Source organism: Pseudarthrobacter cellobiosi, from assembly GCF_023913815.1.
Classification (GTDB): domain Bacteria; phylum Actinomycetota; class Actinomycetes; order Actinomycetales; family Micrococcaceae; genus Arthrobacter; species Arthrobacter cellobiosi.
This window is the reverse complement of sequence record NZ_JAMXBK010000019.1, coordinates 122,809-138,440: the sequence shown is the minus strand read 5'-3', so window position 1 is coordinate 138,440 and position 15,632 is coordinate 122,809. Positions and strand designations below refer to the sequence as shown.

The 15,632-nt window shown below is 63.5% G+C and carries 16 protein-coding genes; 1 reads left to right on the top strand and 15 read right to left on the bottom strand.

Annotated elements, in window-relative coordinates:
- Positions 1 to 23: 23 nt before the first annotated feature.
- From NG701_RS05365 to NG701_RS05325, 9 genes are all read right to left on the bottom strand, one after another.
- On the bottom strand, positions 24 to 917 hold the full coding sequence (locus NG701_RS05365) for a F0F1 ATP synthase subunit gamma (protein ID WP_248759992.1): 894 nt from the start codon (positions 915 to 917) through the stop codon (positions 24 to 26).
- A 74-nt stretch (positions 918 to 991) separates the two neighbouring features.
- Complete coding sequence (gene atpA, locus NG701_RS05360; protein WP_252565251.1) at positions 992 to 2,629, bottom strand: F0F1 ATP synthase subunit alpha; 1,638 nt, start codon at positions 2,627 to 2,629, stop codon at positions 992 to 994.
- Between the two features lie 83 nt (positions 2,630 to 2,712).
- Positions 2,713 to 3,540: a F0F1 ATP synthase subunit delta gene (locus NG701_RS05355; protein ID WP_252565145.1), complete on the bottom strand. Its 828-nt coding sequence runs from the start codon at positions 3,538 to 3,540 to the stop codon at positions 2,713 to 2,715.
- Positions 3,540 to 4,097 carry a F0F1 ATP synthase subunit B gene (locus tag NG701_RS05350; RefSeq protein ID WP_185260923.1) on the bottom strand — a complete coding sequence of 186 codons (558 nt, stop codon included), beginning with the start codon at positions 4,095 to 4,097 and terminating at the stop codon, positions 3,540 to 3,542. The genes NG701_RS05355 and NG701_RS05350 overlap by 1 nt, the downstream gene beginning before the upstream one ends.
- Before the next feature lie 56 nt (positions 4,098 to 4,153).
- Positions 4,154 to 4,369 (bottom strand): ATP synthase F0 subunit C, encoded by a 216-nt coding sequence (gene atpE, locus NG701_RS05345; protein ID WP_056349415.1) that lies wholly within the window; start codon positions 4,367 to 4,369, stop codon positions 4,154 to 4,156.
- Between the two features lie 79 nt (positions 4,370 to 4,448).
- Complete coding sequence (gene atpB / locus NG701_RS05340) at positions 4,449 to 5,249, bottom strand: F0F1 ATP synthase subunit A (RefSeq protein ID WP_056349417.1); 801 nt, start codon at positions 5,247 to 5,249, stop codon at positions 4,449 to 4,451.
- A gap of 81 nt (positions 5,250 to 5,330) precedes the next feature.
- The gene (locus tag NG701_RS05335) at positions 5,331 to 5,669 is read right to left on the bottom strand and encodes a hypothetical protein (protein WP_252565143.1); all 339 of its coding nucleotides are present in this window, start codon (positions 5,667 to 5,669) and stop codon (positions 5,331 to 5,333) included.
- The gene (locus NG701_RS05330) at positions 5,662 to 6,144 is read right to left on the bottom strand and encodes a Cg1360 family ATP-synthase-associated protein (RefSeq protein ID WP_252565141.1); all 483 of its coding nucleotides are present in this window, start codon (positions 6,142 to 6,144) and stop codon (positions 5,662 to 5,664) included. The genes NG701_RS05335 and NG701_RS05330 overlap by 8 nt, the downstream gene beginning before the upstream one ends.
- Positions 6,145 to 6,237: 93 nt before the next feature.
- Positions 6,238 to 7,350, bottom strand: coding sequence for an MraY family glycosyltransferase (locus tag NG701_RS05325; RefSeq protein WP_252565138.1), 1,113 nt, complete (start codon positions 7,348 to 7,350; stop codon positions 6,238 to 6,240).
- Between the two features lie 293 nt (positions 7,351 to 7,643).
- Between NG701_RS05325 and NG701_RS05320 the strand changes: the two genes are divergently transcribed.
- The gene (locus NG701_RS05320; protein ID WP_252565136.1) at positions 7,644 to 8,540 is read left to right on the top strand and encodes a glycosyltransferase; all 897 of its coding nucleotides are present in this window, start codon (positions 7,644 to 7,646) and stop codon (positions 8,538 to 8,540) included.
- Here NG701_RS05320 and NG701_RS05315 read toward each other — a convergent pair.
- From NG701_RS05315 to thrB, 6 genes are all read right to left on the bottom strand, one after another.
- Positions 8,537 to 9,295: a WecB/TagA/CpsF family glycosyltransferase gene (locus tag NG701_RS05315; RefSeq protein WP_252565134.1), complete on the bottom strand. Its 759-nt coding sequence runs from the start codon at positions 9,293 to 9,295 to the stop codon at positions 8,537 to 8,539. The two genes, NG701_RS05320 and NG701_RS05315, sit on opposite strands and share 4 nt — an antisense overlap.
- Positions 9,292 to 10,080, bottom strand: a complete 789-nt coding sequence (locus tag NG701_RS05310) for an L-threonylcarbamoyladenylate synthase (RefSeq protein WP_252565132.1) — start codon at positions 10,078 to 10,080, stop codon at positions 9,292 to 9,294. The genes NG701_RS05315 and NG701_RS05310 overlap by 4 nt, the downstream gene beginning before the upstream one ends.
- Positions 10,077 to 10,964: a peptide chain release factor N(5)-glutamine methyltransferase gene (gene prmC, locus NG701_RS05305; protein ID WP_252565130.1), complete on the bottom strand. Its 888-nt coding sequence runs from the start codon at positions 10,962 to 10,964 to the stop codon at positions 10,077 to 10,079. Before prmC ends, NG701_RS05310 begins: the two co-directional genes overlap by 4 nt.
- A 12-nt stretch (positions 10,965 to 10,976) precedes the next feature.
- On the bottom strand, positions 10,977 to 12,050 hold the full coding sequence (gene prfA / locus NG701_RS05300) for a peptide chain release factor 1 (protein ID WP_252565128.1): 1,074 nt from the start codon (positions 12,048 to 12,050) through the stop codon (positions 10,977 to 10,979).
- Positions 12,051 to 12,157: 107 nt separating this feature from the next.
- Positions 12,158 to 14,359 (bottom strand): transcription termination factor Rho, encoded by a 2,202-nt coding sequence (gene rho / locus NG701_RS05295; protein ID WP_252565126.1) that lies wholly within the window; start codon positions 14,357 to 14,359, stop codon positions 12,158 to 12,160.
- 296 nt (positions 14,360 to 14,655) lie between these two features.
- Positions 14,656 to 15,630 carry a homoserine kinase gene (gene thrB, locus NG701_RS05290; RefSeq protein ID WP_252565124.1) on the bottom strand — a complete coding sequence of 325 codons (975 nt, stop codon included), beginning with the start codon at positions 15,628 to 15,630 and terminating at the stop codon, positions 14,656 to 14,658.
- Positions 15,631 to 15,632: the final 2 nt, after the last annotated feature.

Here is a 15,632-nt window from a genome sequence, read left to right as displayed (position 1 = left end):
ACAGCTGGACCGGACCGTGCAGGCTAGGACGCGTTCAAGGCGTCAGCACCTGCAACAATTTCGGAAAGCTCCTGCGTAATTTCAGCCTGACGGGCAGTGTTGCGCAGACGCGTGTACTTCTTGATGAGGTCCGTGGCATTGTCACCGGCGGACTTCATCGCCCGCTGGCGGGCTGCGAGCTCGGAAGCTGCTGCCTGCAACATGGCGGCGAAAATGCGTGACTCGATGTAGCGCGGGAGCAGGGCATCAAGAACCTGCTCCGCTTCCGGCTCGAATTCGTAGAGCGGCAGGAGGTCCGACTCGGACGCCGCCTGCTCTTCGACAACCTCAAGCGGAAGAAGACGGATAACCGTCGGCTCCTGCGTCACCATGGACTTGAAGCGGGTGTAAACGACATGGATCTCGTCCACGCCGCCCTCTTCGTAGTCTGCAGCGAAGGCTTCGAGCAATGCCGCGCCGACCTCACGTGCAGTTCCAAACTCCGGCGCGTCAGTGTTGCCGGTCCACACGCGCTCGTAAGAAAGGTTGCGGAAGTCGAAGTACGCCTGAGCCTTTCGGCCCATCACGTACGTCTTGACTTCTTTGCCCTCCTCGTGGAGCAGCTCGGTGAGACCGACCGCCTGCTTAAGCACGGTCGCCGAGTAGGATCCTGCAAGGCCGCGGTCTGCACTGATAACCAGGACAGCTGCCCGGCGGATTTGCGTCGGCTCGGTGACCAGCGGGTGGTCGATTTCGCTCTGGCTTGCGACAGCAGAAACGGCACGCGTAATCGCGTTTGCGTAAGGCAGTGAAGCCGCTACGCGTGCGCGGGCCTTGCCAATGCGCGAGGTAGCGATCAGTTCCATCGCCTTGAAGATCTTGCGCATCGACGTGGTCGAGCTGATCTTCTGGCGGTAGACCCGAATCTGGGCTCCCATACTTTTCCTTTCCTAAGATCCCGGTGGCCGGGACTGCCGGAACCTCGGGGTTCCGACAGTCCCTGCCAGCGAAACTAGCGCTTCTGCTTGACGATCTTTTCCTGGTCTACATCGGCTTCCGAGATAGCTTCGTGCTCCTCGTGGCCAGCGCCTACCAGGCGGTTGTCACCCTCACCGAAGAAGCCCTTTTTGAAGGCCACGATTGCGGTCTTCAGTGCAGCAGCGGTGTCATCGTCCATAACGTTGGTCTGCGCCAGCGTGGTCAGGATGGAAGACTTGTGCTTGAGGTGCTCCAGGAATTCGGTCTCGAAGCGGTTGATGTCCTCAACCGGAACCTCGTCGAGGTGGCCGTTGGTACCGGCCCAGATGGACACAACCTGGTTCTCAATCGGGAACGGTGAGTACTGGCCCTGCTTCAGCAGTTCCATCAGGCGGGCGCCGCGGGTCAGCTGCTGGCGCGATGCGGCATCGAGGTCAGATGCGAACATGGCGAAAGCCTGCATGTCGCGGTACTGGGCCAATTCCAGCTTCAAAGTACCGGAGACCTTCTTCATGGACTTGACCTGAGCAGCACCACCCACGCGGGACACAGAGACACCCACGTCGACGGCCGGACGCTGGTTGGCGTTGAAGAGGTCCGACTGCAGGAAGATCTGGCCATCGGTAATGGAGATCACGTTGGTCGGGATGTAGGCAGAGACATCGTTTGCCTTGGTTTCGATGAGCGGCAGGCCGGTCATCGAGCCGGCACCGAGCTCGTCGGAGAGCTTGGCACAACGCTCCAGCAGGCGGGAGTGCAAGTAGAAGACGTCGCCCGGGTAGGCTTCGCGTCCCGGCGGGCGGCGCAGCAGCAGTGAAACTGCACGGTAGGCCTCGGCCTGCTTGGAGAGGTCATCGAACACGATGAGGACGTGCTTGCCGCCGTACATCCAGTGCTGTCCGATGGCCGAACCGGCGTACGGTGCCAGGTATTTGAAGCCTGCGGGGTCAGACGCGGGGGAAGCCACAATGGTGGTGTATTCCAGTGCGCCGTTGTCCTCAAGGGTCTGACGGACAGCCGCAATGGTGGACGCCTTCTGACCGATTGCCACGTAGATGCAACGCACCTGCTTGGTCACATCGCCGGAAGCCCAGTTGGTCTTCTGGTTGATGATGGTGTCGATCGCGATAGCCGACTTGCCGGTCTGGCGGTCACCGATGATCAGCTGGCGCTGGCCGCGGCCGATCGGGATCATGGCGTCGATAGCCTTCAGACCGGTCTGCATCGGCTCGTGGACCGACTTACGCTGGGTCACGCCGGGCGCCTGGAGTTCCAGGGCACGGGTGGTTTCGGCCTTGATCTCGCCGAGGTCGTCGATGGGCTGGCCCAAAGGGTCAACCACGCGGCCGAGGAAGGCGTCGCCTACCGGTACGGACAGAACCTGACCCGTGCGGTGGACTTCCTGGCCCTCTTCGATTCCGGTGAAGTCACCGAGTACGATGACACCGATCTCGCGGACGTCAAGGTTCTGGGCCAGGCCCAGGGTGCCGTCTTCGAAGCGAAGCAGCTCGTTCGCCATGACCGAGGGAAGGCCCTCAACACGGGCGATGCCGTCACCTGCGGTTGTTACACGGCCAACCTCTACGCGCTCAGCGTTTCCGGGTTCGTAGGACGCCGCGAACTCGTTCAACGCAATACGGACGTCGTCGGCGTTGATGGTCAATTCGGCCATCTGCAGTCCCTGCTCTCCTGTTTTCGTGATCATCGTTGCTCACGATGACCGGGGTTTCGTTTCGTTAAGTTGTGCTTGTCCGGCTATCCGGCCAGTTGGCGGTGAAGCTGTCCCAGCCGGGTGATAACCGAAGCGTCGAGCACTTCGTCACCCACCTGGACACGGATTCCGCCGATCAGTTCAGGATCAACGGTGAGGTTGATCTTGAGCTCGCGACCGTACAGGGAATTAAGCCCTGCCTGGAGGCGGGCGAACTGCATCTCCGTCAAGGGACGGGTGACGCTGACCGTTGCAATCCAGCGCTGCTGCCGTTTGGCTGCCAGCTCGGCGAACCGGGCTACGAGCCGCGTCGCCTTGATGCCGCGGGGCTGGGAAACTGCCTGCGCGATGAGGACTTTTGCTTCCTCGCCTGCGCCGGGATGCAGCTTCTGCGCCAACGCGGTCTTCGCTGCAGCACTGGCCTGCGGCTCCGACAGAGCACGTTGTACCTCGTGGTTGGAGGCAACGGCCTGGTTGAAGGAGAACAGATCGTTCTCCAGCTCTTCCAGCCCAGAGATTCCGGAGGCAGAAACGGCCGACTTGTTTTCAGCAACGGCGATAACCACCGTTGCGGCAAGCGTCTCGAGTGCATCGCCGATGTCTCGGGCCGATGCCCAGCGTGAACTGGCCAGTCCGCCCGCGATGTCCGCAGCCTCAGCGGAGACTTTTCCGCCAACAAGCTGCCTGACAAGCGCCGACTTTTCGTCACCGGTGCGGGACGGGTCAGTCAGGGCGCGGCGCAAGCCAGCCGAGCTGTCCACCGTTCCCAGGATTCCGAAGAGTTCCTTAGCCAACTGCAGCGAGGCCAACGGAAGCTTTGCTTCCAGTTGGGTCAGCGCCGTGGTCAGCGATTCGCTCGATACACCTGACATTACTTAGCTGCACCTGCGTTCTGGTTCTCCAGATCTGCCAGAAAGCGGTCAACCACACGGGCTGAACGCTCGTCATCGTTAAGTGCTTCGCCAACGATGCGGCCTGCCAGCGTGGTGGCCAGCGTGCCTACCTCGGAGCGCAGGGACACAACTGCGGCCTGGCGCTCCGATTCGATCTGCACGTGTGCCTGTGCCGTGATGCGGGCAGACTCAGCGGCAGCCTTTTCCTTCAGATCTGCAAGGATCTGGGCGCCTTCAGCACGGGCTTCCTCGCGGATGCGGTTGGCCTCGGCACGGGCATCGGTCAGCTGCTGCTTGTACTCTTCGAGTGCTGCAGAAGCCTCTGCCTGCGCCTTTTCTGCCTTGGCAATGCCACCTTCAATGGCCTCGGCACGCTCTGCAAACGTCTTCTCGAACATCGGGACAACGAACTTGACCACGATGTACATGAGGACAGCAAAGCCGGCGAGAACGACGCCCATTTCCCAGACGTTGGGAACGAGCGGGTTGGTCGCCTCGGCGCCTTCCACGGCGGCTGAGATGATCGTTTGATACATAATTCACCCGTCCTTATCTACTCGGTTCTGGATGTTCGCTTGGTTCTGAAGTCAGACTAGAGAACGAAAGCGAAGACCAGGCCGAGGATGGCGAGGGCTTCAGTCAGCGCGAGGCCGAGGAATGCGATCGGCTGCAGGACGCGCTGGGCTTCCGGCTGACGTGCTACGCCGTTGATGTAAGCAGCGAACACGAGGCCAACACCGATACCACCGCCGATTGCGGACAGTCCGTAGCCGATGAGGTTGAGGGAGCCGTTGATGGTGCCTTCCATTTTTCTTCCTTTCAAGATGCCATCTATGTGGCAGGTTGTTTGGGTTGCTTCATCCCCGTGAGGGGAAGTTTGTGGGTGCCTAGTGGCTGTCCGCGTGCAGGGCGCCTTCGATGTAAATGGCGGTCAGCAGCGTGAAGACGTAGGCCTGCAGGGCCATGATCAGTGCTTCCAGCATGTACATGGCAACTGCGCCGGCGATGACCAGAAGGGAGGTTCCCTTGAGCAGGATGTTCTCCTGCATCACCAGGAACTCAATGCCGGAACCGGCGATCATGACGATCAAGTGTCCTGCCAGCATGGTGGCAAAGAGACGGAGGCTGTGTGTGACCGGCCGGACCAGGAAGTTCGAGATGATCTCGATCGGGATCACAATCGGGAGAATGTAGACCGGGACGCCGGACGGCACGGTGGCCAGCTTGAAATACTTCAGGCCGTTCTTCTTGATGCCGATGGCAATCCAGGTGACGTACACAATGCCCGCGAGGACATAGGCGCCGCCAACGTGCGAGAAGCTTGGGAGCTGGATCACGGGAATGGCGCCGTAGATGTTGTTCACCAGAATGAAGAAGAAAAGGCTGAACAACAGCGGGACATACTTCATGAAATCTTTGCCGCCGATAATGTCTTTTGCAATGCCGTTTCGGACAAAGCCATAAGCCATTTCACCAGCGAACTGGAGCTTGCCGGGAACAAGCTGCTGCTTCCGTGCAGCTAGCAGAAAGAATGTGGCGATAATGACGACCGACAGGATTACCAGCAGCATCTGCTTGGAGAATCCGTCAGCCACCCCCCACGGCAGGATTGCCGGCAGGTGCATTTCTTCAATTCCAGGAGGATTGAACTCTCCTGAATCTTGGGCCGGGAGCGCAAGCGCGATCAACGCGTTTCCTCTCTGCAGTGTCCATCATTGGGCGTTGGTCGAGGACCCGCGGAATTGTGCTCCGCAGCTCCCCCTGTGAAATTATTTGGCATTTGTGTTTCCGTCCGCGGACGGGCCGCTGTCTGCGCCGCTCTTACCTGCCGTGGTTCTGGAACTGGTAAGGCCATGCATGTGGGAAAGATAGAAACCTCCGAGAGCTCCAAGCAGAGCGCCTGCGAGCACGATCCAGCGGGTTCCCCACAGATAATCCAGACCCCACCCTATCAAACTCCAGACGATGATTCCGCCAATAATGTAGCTAAAGACGGCCATTCCGGCGTTGTATCCGCCGTCGTTGTTTTCGGCCGACACCCCCGGCGTGGGCGCAGCGTACCTGGGCACGGAGGAACCGTTTTTCGCTGTTCGTTTCCGATCAGGCATCGTTCGGCTCCTTGGTCTCGGGGTCGTTGTAAATCTGCAGGCGCGCCTTGCTGAAGCCATAGATTTCGGCAGCCTGCCAGAAGACAACAGTGGCAACGGCACCAATCAGGAACCATCGGTCGTGAAGCCAGGCAGGTGCTCCGATCACAAACAGGACAACCGCGAAACCCACGACCTTGACAAAGTAGGTGGCCGCGAACATTCCGATGGCACCGGAGGGGTTGTTGCGCCCCACGAAATGGCCCACGAGAAGACTGATGGCGAAGAAGAGCATCACCAGGAGGCCGCCCAAAGTACTGGATAGAACGCCGGTGGGGCCGTTCAGGATCACAGCCGGGATGCCCGCCAGAATCAGTGCGCCTGCACCGGCAGCTGAACTGAGTGCGAGGAGGCGAAGCCACAGCGAGCGCGTGGGACCGGAAACACCAACGGGTCCGCTGCCGGACGAACGTCCGGGTTCGGCGTTGGAGGTCATAAGATCCCAATCGTCGGCGCCCTGGGGCTGGGTGGAGGGGCAGCTTGGGCTGCCCCTAAATTCTACACGAGATAGAAATAAATTCGAACGCCGTTACGCCGGCGACTGGTCACTGTGGCGGCGCAGGTATGGCCAGGCCGTAATCAGGCCCATGACCAGCGTGGCGAAGATGTCGGCGGCCAATACAACTTGCCAAGGGAAGACTGCAAAGGCCAATCCCCCGAAGGACAGGACGGCGGTCCAGAGGTACATCAGGATGACGGCCGTCCGGTGCGAGTAACCGATATCCAGCAGCTTGTGGTGGAGGTGGCCGCGGTCTGCGGACCATGGCGAACGTCCCCGCGCTGTCCGGCGGACGACGGCGAGGCCCAGGTCAAGCAGTGGCAGGAACAGCACGGCGAAGGGCAGCAGAATCGGTATGACTGTGGAGATACCGTTGGCGCGGTCGTACAGCCCTGACGTGATCTGGCCCGTGGAGACGATGCCGGCGGCCGCCATCAGCAGGCCGATCAGCATGGCACCGGAATCGCCCATAAAGATCTTGGACGGGAACCAGTTGTGCGGCAGGAAACCGATGCAACTGCCAACGACGACGGCGGTGAGGAGGGTGGCCAGGTCCGAGTAGTCCAACAGGACGGCGTTCCGGTGCACCCAATACGCCGTGAAGAAGAAGGCAGTTCCGCCGATGATGGCCACGCCGGCGGCCAGTCCGTCGAGGCCGTCAATGAAGTTGAAGGCGTTCATGGTGGTGACGATGAGCCCGGCCGTCAGCACGACGCGGAGCAGTTCGTTCTCCAGGTAGATCGGCTCCGGAACCCACGGGACAATGGTCATCCGGACGCCCCAGATGGCCACCACCAGGGCTGCGGCGCTCTGGCCGATGAGCTTCACCCACCAACGGATGTCCAGGAGGTCATCCGCGATCCCCACGAGCACGATCAGTGCCGCGCCCGCCAGGACGCCCCATGGCGAGAAGTTGTTCCGGTAGATGTCCTTGACGAAGAAGGACTGGCTGGCCACGAGGAGGGCCACCAGCACGCCGAGGAAGATGGCCACCCCGCCCAGCCGGGACACCGGCGTCGTATGCATGTCACGGCTGCGGATGGGGGCGTGGAGTTCAAGCCGGTGCCCGATGACGCGGGCACCCCAGGTGGCTCCGTAGGACACGACGGCAGCCGTCAGCCCCATAAGCAGGTACATAATCATGCGATAGCGGCCGTTTCGTCGGTGTGCGGCGCAACCCTGCGGGTGCGCACAGGCATGGACAGCGGCCCGAACAGGTGGTCCTCGATCGACGGGCTCACTGGCGGGGAATCTGACTTTCGATAAATGAAACTTCTCCGTCGCCGGGCGCGCAGCAGGCAGTGCTTGGTGCCTTACAGGGCTGTATTACAGTGGACTCTAGTCAAGATACTAGCGCCAACGGCTCCATGGCTTCGCGCCACACTGGCGCATTGCGAGCGGGGAATCCCCTGAAGGCCATGCTGAAAGGAATCCCCATGACCGTCCGGGTTGCAGTTGCCGCCGTGACATTTAACCGTCATAAAGAGCTGTCCGTCCTGCTGGACGCCATTAATACGCAGTCCGCGGCAGTGGACACCATCTGCCTTGTGGACAGCGGCACGGACCCCGCACGCGATGTTGCCGCGCGGCACACAAATGTTGATTACGTCCGTTCCGAAGCGAACCTCGGCGGGGCAGGCGGCTTTGCCCTCGCCGCGCTGAAGGCGGTGGCCAGCGGTGCCAAATGGGTCTGGATGATGGACGACGACGCCGAGCCGACAGATCCCGAATGCCTCGCCACGCTGCTGCGTGAGGCTGAGGCCCGCGACCTTGAAGCCGTGGTCCCGCTGGTGGTTGCCCCGGGCCATCCCGACCGGCTGTCCTTCTTCTTCCGGCTGGACGGGAAAGTCACCCACGACCGGGCCGAACTGGAAAAAGTAGGTTTCCTACCCAACGACGGACACTTCTTTAACGGTGCCCTGATCAGGTCCGACGTGTTTTTCAAGGTGGGCCTGCCGGACATGCGCCTCTTTATCCGCGGCGACGAGGTGGACTTCACCATCCGCCTCCGCAAGGCGGGCATCCGGTTCGGCACGGTGACCACCACCGCCATCACCCACCCGCATGCGTTTTCCGAGACGCAGCACGTCTTTGGCGCACGCTGGCATGTGATCGTGCCGGATTCGGCGTTCAAACGTTACTACTACTACCGCAACCGCGGGTACCTGATCCGGCGCTATTTCCGGGTTAAGTCGCTGGTGGCCGACGTCGGCGGCTACCTTGGCTATTTTGCGCAGCGCCGTGACCTGAAGGGACTGCTCGCCTGGGCAAGTTCCTTCTCGAAGGGACTGCGGGGCAAGGGCTTCGCGCCGCTGGAGGACCAGAAGTTCTAGGACACGCGCCGCAGCCGGCGGCGGGCCAGCAGCCACAGCAGCACCCACGGCTCGCCAAACACACGGTACGCCACGCGGCGGGGATGCAGCAGCAGGCGCCATGCCCATTCCAGCCCGAGCCTCCCGAGCCATCGAGGTGCAAGTTTCTGGATTCCGGCCAGCTGGTCGATCGCGCCGCCCACGGTGCAGTAGATGGCCGGCGGGAGCGTGCCGAGCCGGCGCTGCAGCACTGATTCTTGCAGCGGCATGCCCAACCCGAGCAGGACGAGCTGGGGTTGCTGCTCCCCGAGCCAGCGCACAGCGGCCATTTCGACGTCGTCGTTCCAGCCTTCGCCGGGCAGGCCCGCTACCGTGGCACCGGGAACAAGGCTCCGGAGCTTTTCGACAGCCAAGGCGTTCGCCTCAGCGCCGGCGCCAACCACCGCCATCCGCTTCAGGCCGGCAACCCTGCCGAGGGACGGCAACCAGTCCGTGGAACCCAGCCGGTACTCCATGACCGGCCCCACGGCATTCCCCGTCCGGCTCCACAGCCAGAGCACCGGCGCCCCATCGAGGAGCACCACGTCGCTCTCCTCATAGACGGAACGAAAGCCGGCGTCGGAATGTGTCAGCGTGACACTGTGCAGGTTATGTCCGACGACGGTCCGCTTGGTCCCGTCGGCGACGAACCCCGCCAGCACCTCAAGCAGGTCGTCCACCTTGAGCGGCGTGACGTCCACGCCCAGGACGGGGATGTGCTGGCGTGCCAGGCTCACCCGTCAGTCTCCCGAACCGGCGCCGCCGGCTCGTCGGCAGCTTTTTCACCGGCCGGCTCTTCAGCGGCTGATTCAGCCGGCATAGCGACTGGTTCAGATTCTTCCTCGGGCTCAGCCATCGGGATCTCGCCCAGGCCCAAGACGCCCGGAACGTGTTCCCGGAGCTGCTCCAGGGACACGGCACCGGTGCGCACGACGCGCAGGAGCGTCCCGGTGGCATCCACGATCGTGGAGGGCACGGCGTCGGTTCCTTCCACCGGCCGGAAACCGCCTTCGAGGTAGACCTCCACGGACTCCGCGAGCTGGGCACGAGCCTCAGCGGCGGTCTGTGCCGGCGGCTGGCCGGTCCGGTTGGCGGAGGACACGGCCAGCGGACCGGTCAGCGTCAGGAGTTCCTGGGCCACCTCGTCGGCGGGCATACGCAGGGCCACCGTTCCCTGGGTCTCGCCCAGGTCCCAGTCCAGTGACGGCTGGGCGTGCAGGATCAGGGTCAGTCCCCCCGGCCAGAACGCCTCGGCGAGCTTGCGGGCATCAGCGGAAACATCTGTGGCCAGGCCGTCCAGCGCGTTGATCCGGGGAATCAGTACCGGCGGCGGCATGCTGCGGCTGCGCCCTTTGGAGGCCAACAGCATGGTGACGGCCTGCGGCGAAAATGCGTCGGCGGCAATTCCGTAGACCGTGTCCGTGGGGAACACCACGCACTTCTTTTCGCTGATGGCACGCTGGGCATGCTCCAGGCCAAGGGCGCGCTGATCCTCGGACGTGCAGTTGTAGGTTGTGGTCACTGGCCTATTCTTTCATCACTCGTGTGCGGACCGGCAAGGACGGCGCTCGTGGCGCGTTCCTTGCCGTTGAGGTCCAGATGCGTGGTGATCTCCCGCCAGGCACCCGTCCGCTGCATCATGCCGGCGATCCAGCCGGCCTGGACCTCCGCGTGTTCCATCACGAAGTAGCCGCCGGGAACCAGCAGCCGGGCAGCCGAGGCGGCCGCCGCCGTCGGAAGTTCCATGCCGTCCGCTCCCCCGCCGTACAGGGCTTCGGGAGGGTCGTGCAGGGCAACTTCGGGTTCATTCGGGACGGCTTCGGCGGGAATGTATGGCGGGTTGGAGATTACGACGTCGAAGGTTCCGTTAAGTTCCGGCAGCGCGTCGCGGAGGTCCCCCAGCACCAGATTAACGCCCAGGGGCGCCAGGTTTCTGGCCGCCCACGCGTGCGCGAACGGACTGTATTCCACGGCGTGGACTTCGGCGCCGGGCACCTCATGGGCGATGGAGCCGGCGATCGCGCCGGACCCCGTTCCCAGGTCCACAATCCGCGGGTGCGCCATCCCCTTGACGTGGTCGATGACCAGCTGCACAACGGACTCTGTTTCCGGCCGGGGGATAAAGACCCCAGGCCCAACCGCAAGCTCCAGGTACCTGAAATGCGCCACACCGGTGATGTGCTGCAGCGGGATCCGTTGGGCCCGTTCAGCGACAAGTTCGGCATAGCCAACAGGTGCTGGAGTGTCCCCCAGCATCATCGCCCGGAGCCTGCCGAGCCCCACACCGAGCAGGTGGTCCGCCAGGAGTTCCGCGTCGACGCGGGGGCTGGGGACCCCAGCGTCCCGGAGGATCACCGTGGCCTCGCTGACGGCAGCCGCGAGGGACTGCTCCGACCCGAGTGTCATGGAGGCCGGCGGCTAGTCGCCGATGGCGTCCAGGCGTGCCTGTTCGTCCATCTCGATGGCGGACTGGATGACCGGTTCCAGGTCACCGTTCATGACCTGGTCCAGGTTGTACGCCTTGTAGCCGGTGCGGTGGTCCGCGATCCGGTTTTCCGGGTAGTTGTACGTGCGGATGCGCTCCGAACGGTCCATGGTGCGGATCTGGGATTTACGCTGGGCCGAGTTCTCCGCGTCGATGATTTCCTGCTGGTGCGCCAGGATGCGGGCGCGGAGCACACGCATGCCTGCTTCGCGGTTCTGCAGCTGGGATTTCTCGTTCTGCATGGCCACCACGATGCCGGTGGGAAGGTGCGTGATACGGACAGCGGAGTCCGTGGTGTTCACAGACTGGCCACCGGGACCCGAGGAGCGGTAGACGTCGATCTTGAGGTCGTTCTGGTTGATGTCCAGCTCTTCGGGCTCGTCAACTTCGGGGAGGACCAGGACACCGGCGGCAGAGGTGTGGATGCGGCCCTGGGATTCGGTGACGGGCACACGCTGCACGCGGTGGACGCCGCCTTCGAACTTGAGCCGCGCGTAGACACCTTCGGCAGGATCGTTCGAGTTGCCCTTGACGGCCATCTGGACGTCCTTGTAGCCACCGAGATCGGATTCGTTGGCCGAGATTAGTTCGGTCTTCCAGCCGCGGGATTCCGCGTACCGGGTGTACATCCGCAGGAGGTCACCGGCGAAGAGTGCGGCTTCGTCGCCGCCTTCACCGCCCTTGACCTCGAGGATCACGTTGCGGGCGTCGTCGGGATCCCGCGGAATGAGGAGCCTGCGCAGCTTCGCAGAAGCCTGCTCCAGCGCGGCCTCCAGCACGGGAACCTCGGCAGCAAACTCAGGGTCCTCCGAGGCCATTTCCTTCGCAGCGGCGAGGTCGTCCTCCAGGGCATGCCACTTGTTGTATGCCTCCACGATGCCATTGAGCTGCGCAGAACGCCGCCCCAGCTTCCGGGCCAGCCGCTGGTCAGCATAAACAGCAGGATCGCCAAGCTGCGCCTGGATAGCATCATGCTCGTCAAGCAGGCCCTGTACGGACTCAAACATTTCAAAACCTCTTTCGACTCTTACAAGTCTAGTTTCACGGGACTTAACGACGAACCGCCCAAAACATGCCGGCCATCAGGCCGGCATGTTTTGAGCGGTGAGCGCAGCTACTTGTCGTTATCCGACTTCGCGCCAAGCGTTGTCTTCTGGACCTGCATGAGGAACTCGACGTTGCTCTGGGTCTCCCGGATCTTGTTGGTCAGCAGCTCAAGGCTCTGCTGCGTTTCGAGTCCGGAAAGGACGCGGCGCAGCTTCCACATGATCTTGACTTCCTCGGGGGAAAGCAGGTTCTCTTCGCGGCGGGTACCGGACGCGTTGACGTCCACGGCCGGGAAGATGCGCTTGTCCGCCAGCTGGCGGGACAGGCGGAGCTCCATGTTGCCGGTGCCCTTGAACTCTTCGAAGATGACCTCGTCCATCTTGGAACCGGTCTCCACGAGCGCGGTTGCCAGGATGGTCAGCGAGCCACCGTTTTCGATGTTGCGGGCTGCACCGAAGAAGCGCTTCGGCGGGTACAGCGCGGCAGAGTCGACACCACCGGACAGGATACGGCCGGAGGCCGGTGCTGCCAGGTTGTAGGCGCGGCCCAGGCGGGTCATGGAGTCCAGGAGGACCACCACGTCCATGCCCATTTCCACGAGGCGCTTGGCGCGTTCGATGGAGAGCTCGGCCACGGTGGTGTGGTCATCCGCGGGACGGTCGAAGGTGGAGGCAATGACCTCACCCTTGACCGTGCGCTGCATGTCCGTCACTTCTTCGGGGCGTTCGTCAACAAGCACCATCATGAGGTGGACCTCAGGATTGTTGGTGGTGATGGCGTTGGCGATGGACTGCAGGATGAGCGTCTTGCCGGCCTTCGGCGGGGAGACGATCAGGCCGCGCTGGCCCTTGCCGATCGGGGCAACCAGGTCGATGACGCGGGGGCCGATCTTCTTGGGATCCGTCTCAAGGCGCAGGCGCTCGGACGGGTACAGCGGAACCAGCTTGGCGAATTCGACGCGGTCCTTGAGCTCTTCCGGCGTCTTTCCGTTGACGGAGGTGACGCGGACCAGGGCGTTGAACTTCTGGCGGGCAGTCTGCTGGCTGCGGTCTTCGCCTTCACGCGGTGCACGGATGGCACCGACGCAGGCGTCGCCCTTGCGCAGGTTGTACTTCTTGACCTGGGCCAGGGAGACGTAAACGTCGTTCGGGCCCGGCAGGTAACCGGAGGTGCGGATGAACGCGTAGTTCTCCAGCACGTCCAGGATGCCGGCGACGGGCAGCAGGACGTCATCCTCGGTGACCTCGACGTCGTCGACGTCCGGTCCCTGGGTGCGTCCCCGACGGCGGTCATTGCGGTCGCGGAAACGGTCGTTACGCGAGTTGTCCCGGCTGTCCTGGCCGCCACCGGAGCGGTCGCTCCGGTCATTGCGGTCGTTCCGGTCGCGGCGGTTGCGGCGGTTCCGGCGGCTGCCGCCGTCGGAATCGTCGTTGTCGCGGCTGTCATCGCGACGGGCACCGTCACGCTGGCCGGCGTCACGGCTGCCCGCGTTGTCGCGGCCACCTTCGGTGGTCTCCCGGGCAGTGGTGTCACGAGCCGTGGTTTCACGAGCCGTGGTTTCACGGGCTGCGGTGTCACGGGCGCCACGGCTGCGGCCACTCTCACGGCGGTCAGCACGCTGGCCGTCGCCGGATTCTGCGCCCTGGGAATCAGCACGCTGGGTTTCGGTGCGGTCAGCCTGGCGCTGTTCAGCCGCGGGCTGCTCGGCCGGAGCCTCAGCGGCTTCTGCCTGCGTTGACGTGGCGGCCGCATCGCCGCGGCGGCGGTTGCGGGTACGCGGCTGGCGGCGTTCGCCTTCAACGGCGGCCTCAACAGGCGCCGTCGCCGGAGCCTCAACGGGTGCGGCGGCCGGAGCTTCGGCGGCTGCTGCCGCGGCAGGTGCCGCAACTACTCCGTCGCTGACAGCGCGGCGGCTGCGTCCACGGCCACGGGCACGGGTCCCCTCAGCGGCCGGGGCCTCCGAGGTTTCGCTTGCGGCGGCCACCGGTGCGGCAGCTGCAGGGGCTACGTGGTTTTCGGTCGCCTTCTCGGCAGCCTTGGCCGGGGCCTTGCTGGCTGACGTGCCAGCGCGATGGGCGGAAATGGCGGTCACCAGATCCCCCTTACGCATGCGCGATCCACCGGAAATCCCCAGCTGGCTGGCAAGTGCCTGCAGCTGGGCGAGCTTGAGGCCGGCGAGGCCACTGCTCTTGGCGGGTGCGGCCGTTGACGATCCGGCAGCAGAAGTTGATGGTTCCACAGCTGAAGACAGCTCAGTGGTTTCGGTCACGAAGGATCCTTCCCCCTCGACGGCGTCCAGACTGGGAGCTGGACGCGATGATTTGATCTGGGCTGCAGTTCAGATCTGCAGCCGCATTTTCGGTCTTGCCGGTTGGATTTCGGCCAGCAGGGCCGGATACTGATTCACCTCACGCACCGATTAATGGCGGGGCGCTGGGCTGACGGTTCAGGGGCAGACAATTTAGCTGCAGATTCCTGCGACAGACCAAGCAGGTGGCACCGGAAAATATTGCGCAGTAGGAGATCACTGACAACTGAATGCAGCTGCCGATCAGATAGGCGGAATTACCGCCGGTGCAAGTCCACCTTAGCACCTTCGACGTCCACTGCCAGCTTCAGCACGCGCCAGCCGATGCCCGGCGTGTTCGACTCTGTAAAGGACGCAATAAACCCAAGGACCTCGGCGGCTTCGGCTTCGCCGTCGGCGAGAACCAGGACCGTAGGTCCGGCACCCGAAACCACGGCCGCGTGGCCCGCGTTGCGCAGTGCCGTGATGAGGGACGCGCTGGGCCGCATCGCCTCGGCCCGGTAGCTCTGGTGCAGGTAATCCTCCGTGCCTGCGTGCAGGAACTCGGGCTTCTGCGTCAGCGCATGGATCAGCAGCGCCGCCCGGCCGGAGTTCATGGCCGCCGCATGATGGCCCACAGACGCCGGCAGCAGAGCTCGCGCTGCCTCGGTGGACAATTCGAAATCGGGGACGGCCACGATGGGAATCACGGAACCGGCCACGGTAGCGCACGTGCTGCTGTACTGGTCACTGTCCTGCCATGACAGCGCCAGTCCGCCGAAAATCGCGGGCGCGACGTTGTCCGGATGGCCTTCCATCTCGCTGGTCAACTGCAGGATCCAATCCCGCCCGCGACGCGCCGCTTCGGGCACCATCGCATTGGCGGCCGAGACGGCCGCCACCACTGCCGACGCCGATGATCCCAGGCCCCGGCCATGGGGGTTGACGTTCGTCGCCGTGATCCTGAGGCCGCCGTGCCGGTATCCGAGCCGGGAAAAGGCAGCCTCCATCGCCCTGACCACCAGGTGACTGGCGTCCTGCGGCAGCGTGTCCGCCCCCTCGCCGCTGAGCTCGAAGACGAGCTCAGCGGATTCGAGGCTTTCCACCGTCAGGGTGTCGTGCAGTGCAAGGGCGAGGCCCAGGCTGTCGTAACCCGGTCCAAGGTTGGCACTGGTGGCCGGGACCCTGACGGTGACGCGCTGACCTGCCTCGATGACGGGCAGGTCAACGGCGGTGGGCGAGGTGGTTTCCAAGG

What these genes read in the sequence shown, in the direction of transcription:
- NG701_RS05365 (WP_248759992.1), bottom strand. Translation starts at nt 917, where the DNA reads ATGGGAGCCCAGATTCGGGTCTACCGCCAGAAGATCAGCTCGACCACG.
- atpA (WP_252565251.1), bottom strand. Translation starts at nt 2,629, where the DNA reads ATGGCCGAATTGACCATCAACGCCGACGACGTCCGTATTGCGTTGAAC.
- NG701_RS05355 (WP_252565145.1), bottom strand. Translation starts at nt 3,540, where the DNA reads ATGTCAGGTGTATCGAGCGAATCGCTGACCACGGCGCTGACCCAACTG.
- NG701_RS05350 (WP_185260923.1), bottom strand. Translation starts at nt 4,097, where the DNA reads ATGTATCAAACGATCATCTCAGCCGCCGTGGAAGGCGCCGAGGCGACC.
- atpE (WP_056349415.1), bottom strand. Translation starts at nt 4,369, where the DNA reads ATGGAAGGCACCATCAACGGCTCCCTCAACCTCATCGGCTACGGACTG.
- NG701_RS05335 (WP_252565143.1), bottom strand. Translation starts at nt 5,669, where the DNA reads ATGCCTGATCGGAAACGAACAGCGAAAAACGGTTCCTCCGTGCCCAGG.
- NG701_RS05330 (WP_252565141.1), bottom strand. Translation starts at nt 6,144, where the DNA reads ATGACCTCCAACGCCGAACCCGGACGTTCGTCCGGCAGCGGACCCGTT.
- NG701_RS05325 (WP_252565138.1), bottom strand. Translation starts at nt 7,350, where the DNA reads ATGATTATGTACCTGCTTATGGGGCTGACGGCTGCCGTCGTGTCCTAC.
- NG701_RS05320 (WP_252565136.1), top strand. Translation starts at nt 7,644, where the DNA reads ATGACCGTCCGGGTTGCAGTTGCCGCCGTGACATTTAACCGTCATAAA.
- prmC (WP_252565130.1), bottom strand. Translation starts at nt 10,964, where the DNA reads ATGACACTCGGGTCGGAGCAGTCCCTCGCGGCTGCCGTCAGCGAGGCC.
- prfA (WP_252565128.1), bottom strand. Translation starts at nt 12,050, where the DNA reads ATGTTTGAGTCCGTACAGGGCCTGCTTGACGAGCATGATGCTATCCAG.